The 16,224-nt window shown below is 67.7% G+C and carries 13 protein-coding genes; 5 read left to right on the top strand and 8 right to left on the bottom strand.

Going from position 1 to position 16,224, the window contains the following annotated elements; all coding sequences use genetic code 11:
* Positions 1 to 112: 112 nt before the first annotated feature.
* The 6 genes from ACSF9G_RS13690 to ACSF9G_RS13665 all read right to left on the bottom strand — a co-directional run bounded on the left by ACSF9G_RS13690 (position 113) and on the right by ACSF9G_RS13665 (position 7,933).
* Positions 113 to 2,344: a 3-hydroxyacyl-CoA dehydrogenase NAD-binding domain-containing protein gene (locus ACSF9G_RS13690; RefSeq protein WP_436642519.1), complete on the bottom strand. Its 2,232-nt coding sequence runs from the start codon at positions 2,342 to 2,344 to the stop codon at positions 113 to 115.
* A 36-nt stretch (positions 2,345 to 2,380) separates the two neighbouring features.
* Positions 2,381 to 2,842, bottom strand: a complete 462-nt coding sequence (locus ACSF9G_RS13685) for a cupin domain-containing protein (protein ID WP_436642517.1) — start codon at positions 2,840 to 2,842, stop codon at positions 2,381 to 2,383.
* Between the two features lie 80 nt (positions 2,843 to 2,922).
* On the bottom strand, positions 2,923 to 4,131 hold the full coding sequence (locus ACSF9G_RS13680; RefSeq protein ID WP_436642515.1) for an acetyl-CoA C-acetyltransferase: 1,209 nt from the start codon (positions 4,129 to 4,131) through the stop codon (positions 2,923 to 2,925).
* 172 nt (positions 4,132 to 4,303) lie between these two features.
* Complete coding sequence (locus tag ACSF9G_RS13675; protein ID WP_436642513.1) at positions 4,304 to 5,461, bottom strand: acyl-CoA dehydrogenase family protein; 1,158 nt, start codon at positions 5,459 to 5,461, stop codon at positions 4,304 to 4,306.
* Between the two features lie 154 nt (positions 5,462 to 5,615).
* Positions 5,616 to 7,409 (bottom strand): acyl-CoA dehydrogenase C-terminal domain-containing protein, encoded by a 1,794-nt coding sequence (locus ACSF9G_RS13670; protein ID WP_436642511.1) that lies wholly within the window; start codon positions 7,407 to 7,409, stop codon positions 5,616 to 5,618.
* Between the two features lie 65 nt (positions 7,410 to 7,474).
* Positions 7,475 to 7,933 (bottom strand): MerR family transcriptional regulator, encoded by a 459-nt coding sequence (locus ACSF9G_RS13665; protein WP_436642509.1) that lies wholly within the window; start codon positions 7,931 to 7,933, stop codon positions 7,475 to 7,477.
* Between the two features lie 251 nt (positions 7,934 to 8,184).
* Here ACSF9G_RS13665 and ACSF9G_RS13660 point away from each other — a divergent pair, with 251 nt between their 5' ends.
* The 4 genes from ACSF9G_RS13660 to ACSF9G_RS13645 all read left to right on the top strand — a co-directional run bounded on the left by ACSF9G_RS13660 (position 8,185) and on the right by ACSF9G_RS13645 (position 14,477).
* Positions 8,185 to 12,075 carry a peptidoglycan-binding protein gene (locus ACSF9G_RS13660; protein ID WP_436642507.1) on the top strand — a complete coding sequence of 1,297 codons (3,891 nt, stop codon included), beginning with the start codon at positions 8,185 to 8,187 and terminating at the stop codon, positions 12,073 to 12,075.
* A 127-nt stretch (positions 12,076 to 12,202) separates the two neighbouring features.
* Entirely contained in the window at positions 12,203 to 13,132 is a 930-nt protein-coding gene (locus tag ACSF9G_RS13655) for a sulfite exporter TauE/SafE family protein (protein ID WP_436642504.1), read from the top strand.
* Positions 13,129 to 13,902, top strand: a complete 774-nt coding sequence (locus ACSF9G_RS13650) for a TIGR02186 family protein (protein ID WP_436642502.1) — start codon at positions 13,129 to 13,131, stop codon at positions 13,900 to 13,902. Before ACSF9G_RS13655 ends, ACSF9G_RS13650 begins: the two co-directional genes overlap by 4 nt.
* Before the next feature lie 89 nt (positions 13,903 to 13,991).
* A complete protein-coding gene (locus ACSF9G_RS13645) occupies positions 13,992 to 14,477 on the top strand; it encodes a DUF3429 domain-containing protein (protein WP_436642500.1) in 486 nt (161 codons plus the stop codon).
* Between the two features lie 12 nt (positions 14,478 to 14,489).
* Here the strand turns inward: ACSF9G_RS13645 and pdeM are convergent, their stop codons facing one another.
* Positions 14,490 to 15,194 carry a ligase-associated DNA damage response endonuclease PdeM gene (pdeM, locus tag ACSF9G_RS13640; RefSeq protein WP_436643255.1) on the bottom strand — a complete coding sequence of 235 codons (705 nt, stop codon included), beginning with the start codon at positions 15,192 to 15,194 and terminating at the stop codon, positions 14,490 to 14,492.
* 92 nt (positions 15,195 to 15,286) lie between these two features.
* Positions 15,287 to 15,934 (bottom strand): class I SAM-dependent DNA methyltransferase, encoded by a 648-nt coding sequence (locus tag ACSF9G_RS13635; RefSeq protein WP_436642498.1) that lies wholly within the window; start codon positions 15,932 to 15,934, stop codon positions 15,287 to 15,289.
* Positions 15,935 to 16,023: 89 nt separating this feature from the next.
* Between ACSF9G_RS13635 and ACSF9G_RS13630 the strand changes: the two genes are divergently transcribed.
* Positions 16,024 to 16,224 carry a hypothetical protein gene (locus ACSF9G_RS13630; RefSeq protein ID WP_436642496.1) on the top strand — a complete coding sequence of 67 codons (201 nt, stop codon included), beginning with the start codon at positions 16,024 to 16,026 and terminating at the stop codon, positions 16,222 to 16,224.

Below are 16,224 nucleotides of genomic sequence, written 5' to 3'. Positions count from 1 at the left end.
CGTCGGCACAACAATGGAACGGGCGCGGAGAATTGGCAAAGGGATTGCACCCGCCGCGAAACACGGTTTCGTCAGCGGGCGGCAGAGAGGAAGGCGCGCCGAGGTCGGTGTATCAGGCCGCCTGCCTGCGCTCCGGCTTGCCGGGCGGGAAGCGGCCGTAGAAGGTCTCGCCATTGGCCGCCATTTCCTTCAGCAGCTTGTTCGGCCGGAAGCGGGGCCCGTGTTTGCGGGCGAGCTTGTTGCACATCTCGACGAAGGCCTTGAGCCCCATGTTGTCGATGTAGCTCAGCGTGCCGCCGGCGAAGGGGGCGTAGCCGAAGCCGAGGATCGAGCCGACATCGGCCTCGCGCACATCGGTGAGCACCCCTTCGGCGAAGCAGCGCGCGGTCTCCAGCGCCTGGATCGCCAGCAGGCGATGCTCGAGCTCCTCCTTGTCGATCAGATCGGGATCGAGGTGGACCGGCTGCAGCTCGGCGAGATCGGGCCACAGGTGCTTCTTGCCCTTGTCGGGATAGTCGTAGAAGCCCTTGCCGTTCTTGCGGCCGAGGCGGCCGCGCTTGACGACCATCTCTTCCAGAAGCGTCTCCTGCGCCGGGTCGACCGCCGTGTCGCCGAGATCCTTCCGGGTCGCCTGCAGGATCTTCCAGGCGAGATCGACGGCGACCTCGTCGTTCAGGGCCAGCGGACCGACCGGCATGCCGGCCATGCGGCCGAGATTCTCGATCATCGCGGCGGGCACGCCCTCCATCAGCATCAGGTGGCCTTCGCGGATGTAGGTGCCGACGACGCGCGAGGTGTAGAAGCCGCGCGAGTCGTTGACCACGATCGGCGTCTTGCGGATCGCGCGGCAATAGTCGAGCGCCCGGGCCAGCGCCTCGTCGCTCGTCTTCTTGCCCATGATGATCTCGACCAGCATCATCTTGTCGACGGGCGAGAAGAAGTGGATGCCGATGAAGTTCTTCGGCCGCGCGCTCGCTTTGGCCAGCTCGGTGATCGGCAGGGTCGAGGTGTTGGAGCCGAAGATCGCGGACTTGCCGATCACGGCTTCCGCCTTCTGGGTGACGTCGGCCTTGATGTCCTTGTCCTCGAACACCGCCTCGACGATGAGGTCGCAGCCCTCGAGGTCGGCGTAGTCGGTGGTGGTGCGGATGCGCGACAGCAGCGCCTCCTTGGCCTCCGGCGTCGAGCGGCCGCGGCTGACGGCCTTCGACACCAGCGTGTCGGAATAGGCCTTGCCGCGCTCGGCGGCCTCGATGTCGCGGTCGATCAGAACGACGTCGATGCCCGCGCGCGCGGTGACGTAGGCGACGCCCGCGCCCATGAAGCCGGCGCCGAGGATGCCGACCTTCCGGATCGGCTCGGCCGGCACGTCGGCGGGGCGGCGCGCGCCCTTGTTCAGTTCCTGCATGGAGACGAACAGGGAGCGGATCATCGAGGCCGCTTCCTTGGTCTGCAGGACGTTGGCGAAGTAGCGCGATTCCACCGTCAGCGCCTGGTCCATCGGCAGCATCAGGCCCTCGTAGACGCAGGACATGATGGCGCGGGCGGCGGGATAGTTGTCGAAGGTCTCGCGGCGATAGATGGCGTTGGCCGGCGGGAAGATCTGGAAGCCGGCCGGCGAATAGACCTTGCCGCCGGGCAGCTTGAAGCCGTCCTTGTCCCACGGCTGCACGCCCTTGCCGCCGTCGCGTATCCACGCCTTTGCGGTCTCGACCAGCGCGTCGGCGGGGACCACCTGGTCGATCAGCCGCATCGACTTGGCCTGGCCGACGCGCAGCTCGCGGCCCTGCAGCAGGAACTGCAGCGCGTCCGGCGTCGGGATCATGCGCGGCACACGCTGGGTGCCGCCGGCGCCTGGGAACAGGCCGACCTTGACCTCGGGCAGCGCCAGCCTGGTCTTGTCATTGTCGGCGGCGACGCGGTGGTGGCAGGACAGCGCCAGTTCGAGGGCGCCGCCCATGGCGGTGCCGTTGATGGCGGCGACCCAGGGCTTGCCGCAGGTCTCCAGCCGCCGCCAGAGCTGCGACATGCGCCGGCTCTCGTCGAACATGCGTTGCATCGCCGCCGTCTCGTCTTCTTCGGACTTGGCGGCAGCACGCATCCTGTGGAACTCGCCGAGCAGGCCCTGCAGCATGGTCAGGTCGGCGCCGCCGGAGAAGGTGTCCTTGCCGGAGGTGACGACCGCGCCCTTGATGGCCGCGTCCTCGGTCACCCTGGCGATGATCGCCTCGAGGTCGTCCATCACCGAAGCGTCGAAGACGTTCATCGACTTGCCGGGCATGTCCCAGGTGACGAGCGCGATGCCGTCGGCGTCGATGTCGAGCGTGAAGTTCTTGTAGGTCATGACGTTTCCCCGTTGGATGGGTCCCCGTAAATGGGGTCAGGCGTACGGTTCGCCGGATTTATGGGTGAACTTGAAGCCGCTGCCGTCGTTGACGGCCATGAGATCGGCGTCGGGATAGTGGCTCCGTTCGGTCGGCGCGCGCGTGCCGACCTCGAGGACAACCGCTTCCCTGTCGGACCGGTTGACGAAGCAGTGGCCGTTCGGCACGCCGGCCTTGAAGCCGGCGGCGTCGCCGGCGCGCAGCACCGTCTCGCCCTCGTCCTCGATCAGCACCAGCTCGCCTTCGAGCACGTAGACGAACTCGTCCTCGTTCTCGTGCCAGTGGCGCAGCGCGGTTCCCGTTCCCGGCGCCATCCGGGTCAGGTTGACGCCGAACTGGGTCAGGCCGGCGGCATCGCCGAGCGGCTGCTTGATCCGGTTCGCATAAGCCGCCTTGAAGGGATCGGGATAGCCCGATCCCCTGCGCTCGGGAACGGCGTCCATGTCGATCTTGGGCATCTGTCTCCGTGCCTTGCCTCTTGCCACTCCGTCGTCATCCCGGACGGCCTCAAGGCCGATCCGGGATCGGGGCGTGCGCCTCACACCCGCTCGATGATCGTGGCGGTGCCCATGCCGGCGCCGATGCACAGCGTGACCAGCGCGGTCTGCTTGCCGGTGCGCTCGAGCTCGTCGATGACGGTGCCCATGATCATCGCGCCGGTGGCGCCGAGCGGATGGCCCATGGCGATGGCGCCGCCGTTGACGTTCACCTTGGCGTCGTCGAGGTCGAAATACTGCAGGTAGCGCAGGACGACCGAGGCGAAGGCCTCGTTGATCTCGATGAGATCGATATCGTCCATGGTCATCTTGGCCTTCTTCAGGACCTTCTCCGTGACCGCGAGCGGGCCGGTCAGCATGATGCCGGGCTCGGAGCCGATATTGGCGAAGGCCTTGATGCGGGCGCGGGGTTCCAGGCCTGCCTTCCTGCCGGCCGCCTTGGAGCCGAGCAGCAGCGCGGCGGCGCCGTCGACGATGCCGGAGGAATTGCCGGCGTGGTGGACGTGGTTGATCGCCTCGACCTCCGGATAGCGCTGGACGGCGACGGCATCGAAGCCGCCGAGCTCGCCCATCTGCACGAAGGAGGGATTGAGGCTCGCCAGCGATTGCATCGTCGTGTCGGCGCGCATGTGCTCGTCGCGGTCGAGGATGGTCAGGCCGTTGATGTCCTTCACCGGCACGACCGACTTCGCGAAGTAGCCCTTCTCCCAGGCGTTGGCGGCGCGCTTCTGGCTCTCCACCGCGTAGGCGTCGACGTCGTCGCGCGAGAAGCCGTACTTGGTGGCGATCAGGTCGGCGGAGATGCCCTGCGGCATGAAGTACGACTTGATGGCCAGGGACGGGTCCATCGGCCAGGCGCCGCCGGACGCGCCGATGCCGACGCGGCTCATCGACTCGACGCCGCCGCCGATGGTCATCTGGTGCTGGCCGGCCATGACCTCGCCGGCGGCGAAGTTCACCGCGTCGAGACCGGAGGCGCAGAAGCGGTTGATCTGGACGCCGGGGACCTCCTGGACGTAATCGGCCTTCAGCACCGCGGCGCGGGCGATGTCGCCGCCGGCCTCGCCCACCGGATCGACGCAGCCGAGCACGACGTCGTCGACCTGCCCGGTGTCGAGGTCGTTGCGCTCGCGGACCGCGCGCAGCGCCTGGGCGGCGAGTTCGAGCGCGGTGACCTCGTGGAGGCTCCCGTCCTTCTTGCCGCGTCCGCGCGGTGTGCGCACGTGGTCGTAGATAAAGCACTCAGGCATGCGAGCCTCCCTTATGCGTGCCGCGCCGGCGAGGGCACGGCGCAGTGTTCATGACGGATAGACGTGTGGCTGGCGATGGACGGGTCAAGCCCGGGCGCGATCCGGGCGCGACCGGGACGGCCCGACCCGACGCCGCTGTTTCGACCGTGGGGAAGCCATTGCGCGCCATCGCTCACAGGCTCCGGGCGATCAGCAGCTTCATGATCTCGTTGGTGCCGGCGTAGATGCGCTGGACGCGGGCATCCTGGTACATGCGCGAGATCGGGTATTCGGCCATGTAGCCGTAGCCGCCGTGCAGCTGCAGGCACTGGTCGACGATCTTGCACTGCAGATCGGTGAGCCAGTACTTGGCCATCGACGCGGTCGTGGAGTCGAGCCGGCCGGCGATGAGCTGGCCGATGCAGTGGTTCATGAACACCTTGGCGATGGTCGCCTCGGTCTTGGCCTCGGCGAGCGCAAACTGGGTGTTCTGGAACTCCATAACCGCCTTGCCGAAGGCCTGGCGTTCCTTGACGTAGGCGATGGTCACCTCGAGCGCGCGCTCGATCATCGCCATCGCCTGGACGGCGACGAGCAGGCGCTCCTGCGGCAGCTCGGTCATGAGCTGGACGAAGCCCTGGCCCTCCTCCGCGCCAAGCAGCGCGTCGGCGGGCACGCGCACGTCGTCGAAAAACAGCTCGGAGGTGTCCTGCGCCTTGAGCCCGAGTTTCTTCAGGTTGCGGCCGCGACGGAAGCCCTCGACCGCGTCCGTCTCGACGACGAACAGCGAGGTGCCCCTGGCGCCGGCGGCGGGATCGGTCTTCGCCACCACGATGATCAGGTTTGCGTTCTGGCCGTTGGTGATGAAGGTCTTGGAGCCGGAGATGCGGTAGTGGTTGCCGTCCTTCGTGGCCGTGGTCCTGACGCCCTGCAGGTCGGAGCCGGCGCCGGGCTCGGTCATGGCGATGGCGCCGATCATCTCGCCGGTGGCCAGCTTCGGCAGCCAGCGCTTCTTCTGGTCCTCCGAGCCGAAATGCAGGATGTAGGGGGCCACGATGGCGTTGTGCAGCACGATGCCGAAGGAGTCGAGGCCGGCCATGCCGAGCTGATAGGTGATCACCGCCTCGTGGGCGAAGCTGCCGCCGGCGCCGCCGTATTCTTCCGGCAACGCGGCGCAGAGCAGGCCCGCCTCGCCGGTCTTCTCCCAGGCCCAGCGCGGCACGATGCCCTCGTCGATCCACCCGTCGTAGTGCGGGACCATCTCGGCGTCGAAGAAGCGGCGCGACTGGTCCTCGAGGAGGACGACGTCCTCGCTCATCCAGTCGGGGCGGGGTACATCGAGTGCGGTCATATCGTCTCGTCCCTCTCCTTCGTCATCCCGGCGTCATCCCGGACGGCCGGGCGGCCGATCCGGGATCAGCGAGCCACAGATGGCGCCGGGCCTCTCCGGTCCCGGATCTCCACACCGTTCCGGCCGGGATGGCGACCGATGCCGGTGTCCACCATCAAAACGCCTCCGCCGACAGCGCCATCAGCGTGTCGGCACCGGCGGAAATGCGGGCGTAGTGGGCCTTCGCCTCCGGCATGATCCGCTCCATGAAGAAGCGGCCGGTGACGAGCTTGGTCTCGTAGAAAGCCTTGTTGTCGGCGCCGTCGGCGAGCCTGGCCTGCGCGACCCGGGCCATCCGCGCCCACATGTAGCCGAGGGCGACGAGGCCGAAGAGATGCATGTAGTCGGTGGAGCCGGCGCCAGCGTTGTCGGGCTTCGTCATGGCGTTCTGCATGAACCACATCGTGGCCTGCTGCAGCGTCTCCAGCCCCGTCTTCAGCGGCTCGACATAGGGCGCCATCGCCTTGTCCCCTGCGTTCTCCTTGACGAAGGCCTCGACCTCGCCGAAGAACGCCATGACCGCGCGGCCGCCATTGGCGGGCAGCTTGCGGCCGACCAGGTCGAGCCCCTGGATGCCGTTGGCGCCCTCGTAGATCATGGCGATGCGAGCGTCGCGGACGAACTGCTCCATGCCCCACTCGGCGATGTAGCCGTGGCCGCCGTAGACCTGCTGGGCGGTGACCGCGTTCTGGAAGCCGGTATCGGTGAGCACGCCCTTTACCACGGGGGTCATCAGGCCCATCAGGTCGTCGGCGGTCTGCCGCTCCGTCTCGTCGGCGCCGCGATGGGCGATGTCGCCGCGGACCGCCGTCCACAGCACGAGCGCGCGAGCCGCCTCGTTGAACGCCTTCATGCTCATCAGCATGCGGCGCACGTCCGGATGCACGATGATCGGATCGGCCGGCTTGTCGGGATCCTTCGGTCCGGTCAGCGCGCGCCCCTGCAGGCGCTCGCGGGCGTAAGTCACCGCGTTCTGATAGGCGACCTCGGACTGTGACAGCCCCTGGATGCCGACGCCGAGGCGCGCTTCGTTCATCATCGTGAACATGGCGCGCAGGCCCTTGTTCTCCTCGCCGACGAGCCAGCCGGTGGCGCCATCGTAGTTCATGACGCAGGTGGCGTTGCCGTGGATGCCCATCTTCTCCTCGAGCGCGCCACAGCCCACGGCGTTGCGCGCGCCGAGACCGCCGTCCTCGGTCGGCAGTATCTTCGGAACGACGAACAGCGAGATGCCCTTGGTGCCTTCCGGCGCGCCCTCGATGCGGGCGAGCACCAGATGGACGATGTTGTCGGCAAGATCGTGCTCGCCGGCGGAGATGAAGATCTTGGTGCCGGTGATGGCGTAGGAGCCATCGCCGTCGGGCACGGCCTTGGTCTTCAGGAGGCCTAGATCGGTGCCGCAATGGGGCTCGGTCAGGTTCATGGTGCCGAGCCATTCGCCGGACACGAGCCTGGGCAGATAGAGCGCCTTCTGCGCGTCGGAGCCGTGGATCGCCAGCGCGGCGATGGCGCCCTGGGTCAGGCCCGGATACATGCCGAACGCGATGTTGGCGGAGGATACGAACTCGTTGATCGCGGCGCCGAGCGTGTGCGGCAGGCCCTGGCCGCCATATTGCGGGTCCGCGGTCAGGCCGATCCAGCCGCCCTCGGCGAACTGGCTGAAGGCGTCCTTGAAGCCGGTCGGCGTGGTGACGCTGCCGTCATCGTTGCGGGTGCAGCCCTCGGTATCGCCGACCCGGTTCAGCGGCTGCAGCACCTCCTCGCAGAGACGCGCGCCCTCCTCCAGGATCGCCTTGACCAGATCCGGGGTCGCCTCGGCGAAGCTCGGGATGTTGTTGTAGCGGTCGATGCCGATGACGTCGTTCAGAAGGAACAGCACGTCGTCGACGGGGGCCTTGTAACTCGGCATGGTTTCACTCCCGGAATTGGCTTGTCAGCGGCCGGGTCGGGGGACCGCCCCGGCCGATTGTTAAATCAGCGTTCCTTGTGCTCGCGCTCCTTCAGGATGCCCTGGACCACGTCGCGGGCGCGCTTGAGGTCGCCCAGCGCCTGATCGATCTCGGCGCGCTGGGCCTCCAGATACGCGATCTGTTCGTCGAATTTCGTCAGCGCCACCTTCATCTGGGTCGTCTGGCCGTCCTTCAGATCGTAGAGATCGAGCATCTCGCCGATCTCCACGAGGGAAAAGCCGACGCGCTTGCCCAGGAGGATCAATTTCAGCCGGGCGCGATCACGGCGCGAGTAGAGCCGCGTCATGCCCTGCCGGCGCGGATTGAGCAGCCCCTTGTCCTCGTAGAAACGGATTGCCCGCAGCGTCACGCCGAATTCGCGCGACAGGTCGCCGATGGTGAAGACCGTCTTGTGATCCTGTTCAATGGACCCGGCCTGCGCCTCGGCCTCGGACCGCGCATTCGCCACGGCGTTCTCGACCATGAAACGCTCCTCGTTATCGCGGGCGCAATATGCCTTACGTTTACGTAAAGGTCAAATCAAAACACCTTCCGGCCCGACATTGTCCCGTTTCGAGACCGCGACGCCGAGAAACCACGGCGCGCTTAACCAACTATTTACCCTGATGGGAAAACTATCCATCGGGGATCAGCCAGGCCGGACGATTCCCGACTCCGGAAACGAATGGAGCCCATGCCCGGCACGAACGGACCGGATCGGATCGGTAGACTAACATGGCACTTCGCGGCTCACGTAGAGAACCTGTCGACCACGACGATCCCGCCGACCAGGCGAGACGCGCCGCGGATCGGGCAGGCATGAGCCTCGGCGACTGGCTCGACGCGGTCCTGCACGACTCGAAGGTGGACACCGGGGCGCCGCAAGACGTACCGCGGCCGCCCGCCGCCCCCTCGGCCACTTCCACGGATTCCCCGCAAGCCTACCGCGCCGCCCCGACCGGTGGCCGGCGTCTGGACGACCCGTTCGACACCCCGGGCGCCCGCGACCCGTTCGGGCCGACGGATCCGATCGAGCTTCGCCTCGATCGCCTGGCAGGCGCGATCGGAACCGAAAAGCCCGCAGCCGACGACGACGATCCGCACTCGTTACGGGGGATCGCCCGCCGTCTCGACAGATTGAGCAGCACGATGCCCCAAGGACCGGAACGGATTTCGACCCGCGAAACGATCCGCGATCTCGAGGAACGGCTTCACGACATTGCCCGGCGCGTCGAATCCAAGCAGCGCCCGCCCCTTACCGGCACCGCGCCCGCCGCCCGGCCGGACCGCCCCTCCTCTGCCCCAAGTAACGGCCTCAGGGACGCGATCGCCGAGATCGCCTCCCGGCAGAAAACGCTCGAGGTCGAATTCGACCGCGCCGTGTCCGGCTATGCCGACCGGGTCGACCACCGCATCGATCTCGTTTCCGAGCGGCTCGAGCGCTCGCTCGGCGAGGCCCTGCCCTCCGATCAGCTCAAGCAGATCCGGGAAGGCCTGGAAAACGTCGTCGCAACCGGCGGACTGCGGGCCAGCGACACCAAGGATTTCTCCGATCTCCAGCTGATGGTCGCCGAGATGGCGCGGCGCATCGAATCGATGCCCTCCAAGGTCGCGGACGACCTCGCAGAGCGGCTCGAGGACACGGTGCGGCGGCTCGATACCGCGACGCGCTCGGAACTGGACGCGATCCGCGGCGAACTGCGCGAGATCGCCCAGGACATCGACCGCAGGACGCGCGGCGAGTTCGAATCCCTGCGTTCCGAGATCCGGAATCTGGCGGGCAAAATCGAGTCCATGCCCGGGCGCGATACAGAATCAATCGAAGCGAAGCTCGAGGATGTCGCCGTGCGGCTGAGCGCGGCGGCGCGCGACGAGATCGGCGCGATACGCAACGAGGTGCGCGAGATCGCCGAGCAGGTGGAGCTTCGCGGCCGCGGCGAAATGGAGGCCATGCGCGCGGAGATGGCGCGGCTGGCCGATCGCATCGAGACGCTGCCGGAGGCCAGTTCCGGGACCATCGAGGCCCAGCTCGAGGATATCGCGGCGCGGTTCGATACGGCGACACGCGGCGAATTCGATGCCATGCGCGGCGAATTGCGCGACCTCGGCGATCGTCTGCTTGCCGAACGCAGCGCCTTTGCGGCGACCAACGCCCTCGACGAGGCCGGGCTTGCCGAGCTCGACGCGATCCGCGCCGACATCCGCAATCTGGCCGAACAGATCGACGGTGTGCGCCGCGACGACCACGCGGCGCTGCGCCGGGACATGCAGGCGCTCGGTGAGCGCATGACGCAGTCGCCCGAGAGCCGCATGGGCGAGCTCGAAAATCAGATCGCCCAGCTTTCGGAAAAACTGGCCGGCGCCGCCCAGGACGGCGACCCGGTCGCGCTCGCGCAGATCGAGCAGCAGATCTCGCGGCTGGCCGAGACCGTGGATGCCACCTCCCGCCAGACGGCCGACACGGGCGGGCTGGAACAGACGATCACGGACATGTTCTCCCGTATCGAGGACAGCCGGGCCGATACCCTGGATGCAGCCCGCGCTGCGGCGAACGACGCCATCGAGCGCGCGCTTGCGGCGATCGGGACGAGCGTCGGCGGCGCCGACGTCTTCGGCACGCTGCGCGACGAACTCGCCAACCAGCGCCGGGACGCCGAAGCGACCGGTCAGCGCACCCACGACGCGCTGCAGGTTGTCCACGCCACGCTGATGAAAGTCGTCGACAGGCTCGAGGAACTCGAGGACGAGGTCGACGAGGTGGCCGGGGACAAGTCGCAGCCCGGCCAGGAACAATCCGAGCCCCGGGACCGCGCCGCCGAGCCGGCCGAGGCGCCGGCCGTCAAGCCCGAGCCGAGACTGAAGGCGGAGCCGACCGAAACGACCGCGGCCGAGGCGAAAGCCGCCAAGGCCGAAGCGAAGAAGGCCGCCAAGGCGGCAGCGGCAGCGAAAAAATCGCAGCGCGATTCGGGTTCCCCGAATGTGGGCTCCTCCGGGGCCGACTCCATCGAAGACGACACGCCGCTGGTTCCCGGTACCGGCCGGCCGGCGGCCGCGCCGCCGGCGATGTCGGCGACGGATTCACCGTCCGACTTCATCGCCGCGGCCCGGCGTGCCGCCCAGGCCGCCGTTGCCGAGCAGTCCGGCACGCAGGACAAGACCGCCGTCGCGAAGGGCGTGTCCCTCGGCGCGCTCCGCAGCGCACTCAAGAAATACCGCCGTCCGCTGGCGATCGCCGCGGCGATGCTCGTCCTCGTCTACGGGACGATGAAGATCGCCACCCTGCTGACGTCGGATCCGGCCAGCACGTCCTCCCTCGACCAGCCCGCGGTCGCGAGCGCGGCGCCAGACGCCGCCCCCTTCCTGTCGGCCCCACTGCCATCGGGGTCCGCCGCATCGGAATCCGCAGCATCGGTTCCTGTCGTCGCTCCGCGCAACGTCACCGCGAACGCGACGATGAGCGGAGCGCCGCAGGCCAAGGCCCGGACCGCGACCAAGGACCCGTCGAAGGTCGCCGGCAAGCCCCAGGCCAAGAAGAAGGCGAACGGCGCCAGGACCGCAGACAAGTCGAAGGCCAAGGGCAACGCGGCGAAGACGGGGGCCCGGAACAAGGTGGGCGCCAACAAGGCGGGCGCCAACAAGCCGAAAGCCGCCGGCCCCAAGGCGGCCGTCGCGCTGACCGAAACCGCGTCCGCTTCCATGCCCGCCGGCAATTCCAAGCCGATGACGGCGCCGGTGACCGCGTCGGCGCAGCCCGCCAGCGCCGTCCTCGACGAGCTGGCGGCCAGCACGACGCCGGAATTGCTGCGCCAGGCCGCCGCCGCGGGCGAACCGGCCGCCGAATTCGAGGTGGCGGTCCGCTACATGGACGGCCGCGGCCTGCCGCACGACGCCACCAGGGCCGTCGAATGGTATCGGAAGGCGGCCGCGCAGGGGCTCGCCCCGGCGCAGTATCGCCTCGGCAGCCTGTACGAAAAGGGCGAAGGCGTCGGTCGCGACCTCGCCATGGCCCGCATGTGGTACCAGCGCGCCGCCGAGCAGGGCAATCGCAAGGCCATGCACAATCTGGCCGTGCTCTACGCCGACGGCATCGACGGAAAGCCGGACTACGAGAAGGCGGCCATCTGGTTCCGCCAGGCCGCCGAATACGGCCTCGCCGACAGCCAATTCAACCTCGCGGTCCTGTTCGCCCGCGGCCTCGGCGTCCAGACCAATTTCGCCGAATCGTTCCGCTGGTTCGCGATCGCCGCCGACCAGGGCGACAACGAGGCGCTCGCCAAACGCGACGAAGTCGCCAGCCAGCTCGATCAGGAAAGCCTGCTGAAGGCCCGCGCGGTGTTGGATGCCTGGACACCGAAGACGCCCGACGCCAGCGCCAACGTCGTCCCCGAACCGCAGGGCGGCTGGGGATCGGTAACGCAGGCGCGGCAGGCCTTCATCGACCGCGACATGATCATGTCGGCCCAGTCGATGCTGTCCAAGCTCGGTTTCACGCCCGGCCCGGCCGACGGCGAGGTCGGTCCCCGCACCCGCGACGCGGTGCGCGCCTTCCAGCGCTCGGTGGGCATGCCCGACACCGGCGACATCACCCCGGAACTGCTCACGGAACTCGACAAATCGGCCGGCTGATCACCTCCGGTTAGCAATAAACGCGAATTCAGCCGCGTCGGCAGATTGACAATGCCGGCACGGCTGCCATTAACAAGTATGAGATTTTTCTAATATGTGATCGGGCTCTCGCCCCGCAGGTCGTGTGATGGAGATATACCTACCCATCGCCGAAATCGCCGTTAACATGTTCATGCTGCTCGGAATGGGTGCGGCAGTCGGCTTCTTGTCGGGCATGTTCGGGGTCGGCGGCGGTTTTCTACTCACCCCTCTTCTGATTTTCACGGGCATCTCGCCGGCCGTCGCCGTGGCGACCCAGACGGGACAGATCGTGGCGTCGTCGGTTTCGGGTGCGCTCGCCCACTGGCAGCGAAAGACCATCGACGTCTCGCTCGGCGTGATCCTGATCGCCGGCGGTCTGGTCGGTGCCGCGCTCGGCGTGGTGCTGTTCAGCTGGCTGCGCCGCTTCGGTCAGCTCGACCTCATCATCGGCATCCTGTACGTGCTGTTCCTCGGCGGCGTCGGCGGAATGATGCTGGTGGAAAGCGGGCGGGCGATTATCCGCCGGCGTCTCGGCCGCTCTGTGGCGGCGCGGCGTCCGGGCCAGCACACCTGGCTGCACCGGTTGCCGGTGCGAATGCGCTTCAAGCGCTCGAAGCTCTACATCAGCGTGCTGCCGGTCGCCATTCTCGGCGCGCTGATCGGCCTCCTGGTCGCGATCATGGGCGTCGGCGGCGGATTCATCATGGTGCCGGCGATGATCTACCTGTTGCGGGTTCCAACCAACGTCGTCATCGGCACCTCGCTGTTCCAGATCATCTTCGTGACCGCCTTCGCCGCGGTGCTGCACTCGGTGACGACGCAGTCGGTCGATTCGGTCCTGGCGCTGCTGCTGATGATCGGCGGCGTCATGGGCGCGCAGTTCGGCGTGCAGGCCGGGCTGAAGCTGCGCGGCGAACAGTTGCGGCTGTTGCTGGCGCTGCTCGTGCTGGCGGTCGGCGTGCGGATGCTCTACGGGCTGGTGGCGACGCCGACGGACCTCTACTCGCTGACGATCGCCACGGGAGCACCGGAATGATGCGCAGCCTGCTCGTCCTGGCGATCGCGAGCCTGGCCGCCGTGGCGGCATCCGCGGCGCAGGCGGAGACCGTCATCGCGGCGCTGTCGTCGAAGCGCATCGAGATCCGGTCCAATTTCGTCGGCACCGAACTCGTCCTGTTCGGCACCGTCGAGCGCGACGCGGCGACCGTCGGGCGCCGGTCGGAGGGCTATGACGTCGCCATCGTCATCGAAGGGCCGGCCAACAACATGGTGGTCTGGCGCAAGGAACGCGCCGGCGGCATCTGGGTCAACGGCGCCGGCGTCGAGTTCAAGAACGCCCCGTCCTACTACGCCGTCCTGACGAACAGGCCGCTCGAAGAGATTTCGTCGCCGCCGGCCCTGAAACGCCAGCAGATCGGCCTCGACTTCCTCAGGATCGAAACGGCCACGGATCAACCGAAACGGGTTGCCGCGGAGTTCCGCAATGCGCTTCTGCGCCGCGAGCAGAGCAACGAGCTGTATTTCGAGAACTCGGATGCCGTGGAGATGCTGACGCCGCGCATGTTCATGGCGCAGATCCCGCTTCCCGCGAATATCCGCACCGGCGGCTACAGGGCCCGCGTCCACGTCTTCGGGGACGGCGCCCTTCTGGCGACGGAAAAGCTCGGGTTCTGGGTGGTCAAGACGGGGTTCGAGGCGGCGATCTTCAATCTCGCGCACAGACAGCCGCTCATCTACGGTCTGGGAACGGTCGCCATGGCCTTCGGCGTCGGCTGGCTGGGAAGCGTCTTGTTCCGCCGCGGCTGATCGCGGCATCGCGGGCTGCGATCCAGGCGATGGCCAAGGACGGCAATCTCAGCCGGCAATCTCAGGCGGCAATCTCAGGGGAAACGACCATGACCATTCTATCCGACCAGCCCATCGGCAACGAAACGGCGCCGCTCGCCGCCGTCGTCATCGGTTGGGCCGGCGTTGTTCCCTTCGTGGTCGGCGCCATCGGCCCGATGGCCATCGCGGATATCGGCGTCGCCGCCTTCATTGCGTTCGCGACCAGCGTCTATGGCGCGCTGGTGCTGTCGTTCCTGGGCGGCATCCGTTGGGGAATGGCGATGGGGCCGCTCTACGGCTCGGAGCGCACGCAGGGCTTCGTCATCAGCGTCCTGCCGCCGCTGGCGGCTTGGGTCTCGCTGATCCTGTCGGGGTTCGAAGGACAGGCGCTGCTGATCGTCGCGTTCCTGCTTCAGGCCTGGCTCGATGTTCGCGCCGTCGGCGAGGGCCGGGCGCCGGTCTGGTTCGCGCCGCTGCGCATCCGCCTCACCGCCGCCGCCGTGGTCGCGCTCGTCGTCACGGCGATCGCCGAAATGGTGGTGCTGTCCGGCTAGGGGCGCGCTTTCCTAGTCCGGCACCAGCCTGCGCCCGGCGATCGGATAGACGGCCTTGTCGCCGATCATCCAGGCGGCGAGCGCCTGTCTCTCGAACAGCCCGGAATAGGCCTTGTCGAGGATGTTCAGGCCGCCGGTGAAGGCGCCGAAGGCGGGCATGACCAGCCGCCGTCCGTCGCCGGCGAAGCAGCGCCGCCGGACGCTGCGGCCACGCAGGCGCACCCTGGCGGAAGGGTGCAGATGCCCGGCGATCTCGCCGTCCGGCGCGGCCGCATCGGGCTCGTGGCGGAAAACCAGGCCACCGACCGCAAGCTCCTCGAACCAGTCGCCGGAGATGGTCGCGGGGGGCGTCGGGTCGTGGTTACCGGCTATCCACAGCCAGTCGCGGCCGTGCTGAAGCGCGGCAAGCCGGGCGCGGTACGGTTCGGGAAAACGGTCGCCGGCACCGACGTCGTGGAACGAGTCGCCGAGCGATATCACCGTGCGCGGTCGGCGCGTCTCGATCACGCGTGCCAGCCGCTCCAGGGTCGCGGCGGTGTCGTAGGGCGGCACCAGAGCGCCGCGGCCGGCGAGCGCCGAGCCCTTTTCCAGATGCAGGTCGGCGACGACCAAAACGGCTTCCGAGGGCCACCACAGCGCCCCGGAGGGATCCGGCATCAGGACGGCGCCGGCGACATGGATCGCCGCTACCGGATCTTCCGCCGACCGATCGATCATCAGCGCCACCGATGTCACGTCCCGCCGCCTCCGCCGCAGAGTGATGCCACGGCGTTCTTATGCCCGATTCGAGCGGCGACCGGATATTGCGCTCATACCACGCGAAAGACCGCGTAGACGACCTTGATCGCGTCGGCGAACTCCGGGTGGCGCGGCAGATAGGGCTGCGGCTCCGTCTTTTCGAGCCACTGCCAGAGACCCGCCTCTTCGAGGCGATGGAGAATGCCGGCGAAGTCGTCGCTCCAGTAGTCGGTGCGCTGGGTGAACAGGACGATCCCGCCGGGGCGCGCGACGCGGCAGAATTCGCGCAGAAGCTGCTCGGGTCTTTCCGCGTATGTCATCGAGCCGATGCACACAACCGCGTCATAGGCGCCGTCCGGCGCCTGCAACGGATCGTTCATGTCCTGCCGGAAAAGCCCGTCGTAGGCGGCCACCGTCCGCGCCTCGTCGAGCGACGCCTCAGAAATGTCGAAGCCGTCCACATGCTCGAAGCCGGCCTCGGCCAGCCGACGTCCGGTCAGCCCGGTTCCACAACAGGCGTCGAGGATGGGGGCCGTCGCCGACATCCCGTGCGCCTTGAGCAAACCGGCGGCGCGCAGCGGCGCTTCGTAGCCGAGGTCTTCCAGGTCCTTGTCGTAGGACCGCGCCCAATCATCATAGTAGTCGGCCAGGGATGCCGCATCGGCGGACTGGATGCTTTTGAGCTTGCGCGATGTGGCTTTGGTCGTCTCGTCTGCCAAGTCTCCTCTCCCGTTGTTTCGCTGTCGGGCTACCATAGCGCGGCCACCGCGAATAAGGCTATTGTCCGCCCAAGCGAGAGGAGCCGTCCATGAAACTACTGATGCCGTTGTGGCAACGCCTGCTGATCACCATCGTGGTGATGCTGGTCGCGGGATACGTCGCCGGATACCTGTGGCAGATGATCCTGGGCTTTCCGCTGCCGAGCTACGGCGCGGGGCTGATCGGCGGATTGTCGGCGCTGCCGGTGTGGGACTTGCTGAAGCGGATCCGGCCGAACCAGGGCGGCTGA

This window comes from Microbaculum mangrovi (genome assembly GCF_051390635.1).
Lineage (GTDB): Bacteria > Pseudomonadota > Alphaproteobacteria > Rhizobiales > Tepidamorphaceae > Microbaculum.
Note: the sequence above shows the minus strand (reverse complement) of the source record. Positions and strands in the feature narration are given on the sequence as shown.

Excerpts from the sequence above, each read along its gene's own strand:
- ACSF9G_RS13690 (WP_436642519.1), bottom strand. The coding sequence starts at position 2,344 with ATGACCTACAAGAACTTCACGCTCGACATCGACGCCGACGGCATCGCG.
- ACSF9G_RS13685 (WP_436642517.1), bottom strand. The coding sequence starts at position 2,842 with ATGCCCAAGATCGACATGGACGCCGTTCCCGAGCGCAGGGGATCGGGC.
- ACSF9G_RS13680 (WP_436642515.1), bottom strand. The coding sequence starts at position 4,131 with ATGCCTGAGTGCTTTATCTACGACCACGTGCGCACACCGCGCGGACGC.
- ACSF9G_RS13675 (WP_436642513.1), bottom strand. The coding sequence starts at position 5,461 with ATGACCGCACTCGATGTACCCCGCCCCGACTGGATGAGCGAGGACGTC.
- ACSF9G_RS13670 (WP_436642511.1), bottom strand. The coding sequence starts at position 7,409 with ATGCCGAGTTACAAGGCCCCCGTCGACGACGTGCTGTTCCTTCTGAAC.
- ACSF9G_RS13665 (WP_436642509.1), bottom strand. The coding sequence starts at position 7,933 with ATGGTCGAGAACGCCGTGGCGAATGCGCGGTCCGAGGCCGAGGCGCAG.
- ACSF9G_RS13660 (WP_436642507.1), top strand. The coding sequence starts at position 8,185 with ATGGCACTTCGCGGCTCACGTAGAGAACCTGTCGACCACGACGATCCC.
- ACSF9G_RS13655 (WP_436642504.1), top strand. The coding sequence starts at position 12,203 with ATGGAGATATACCTACCCATCGCCGAAATCGCCGTTAACATGTTCATG.
- ACSF9G_RS13650 (WP_436642502.1), top strand. The coding sequence starts at position 13,129 with ATGATGCGCAGCCTGCTCGTCCTGGCGATCGCGAGCCTGGCCGCCGTG.
- ACSF9G_RS13645 (WP_436642500.1), top strand. The coding sequence starts at position 13,992 with ATGACCATTCTATCCGACCAGCCCATCGGCAACGAAACGGCGCCGCTC.
- pdeM (WP_436643255.1), bottom strand. The coding sequence starts at position 15,194 with ATGATCGATCGGTCGGCGGAAGATCCGGTAGCGGCGATCCATGTCGCC.
- ACSF9G_RS13630 (WP_436642496.1), top strand. The coding sequence starts at position 16,024 with ATGAAACTACTGATGCCGTTGTGGCAACGCCTGCTGATCACCATCGTG.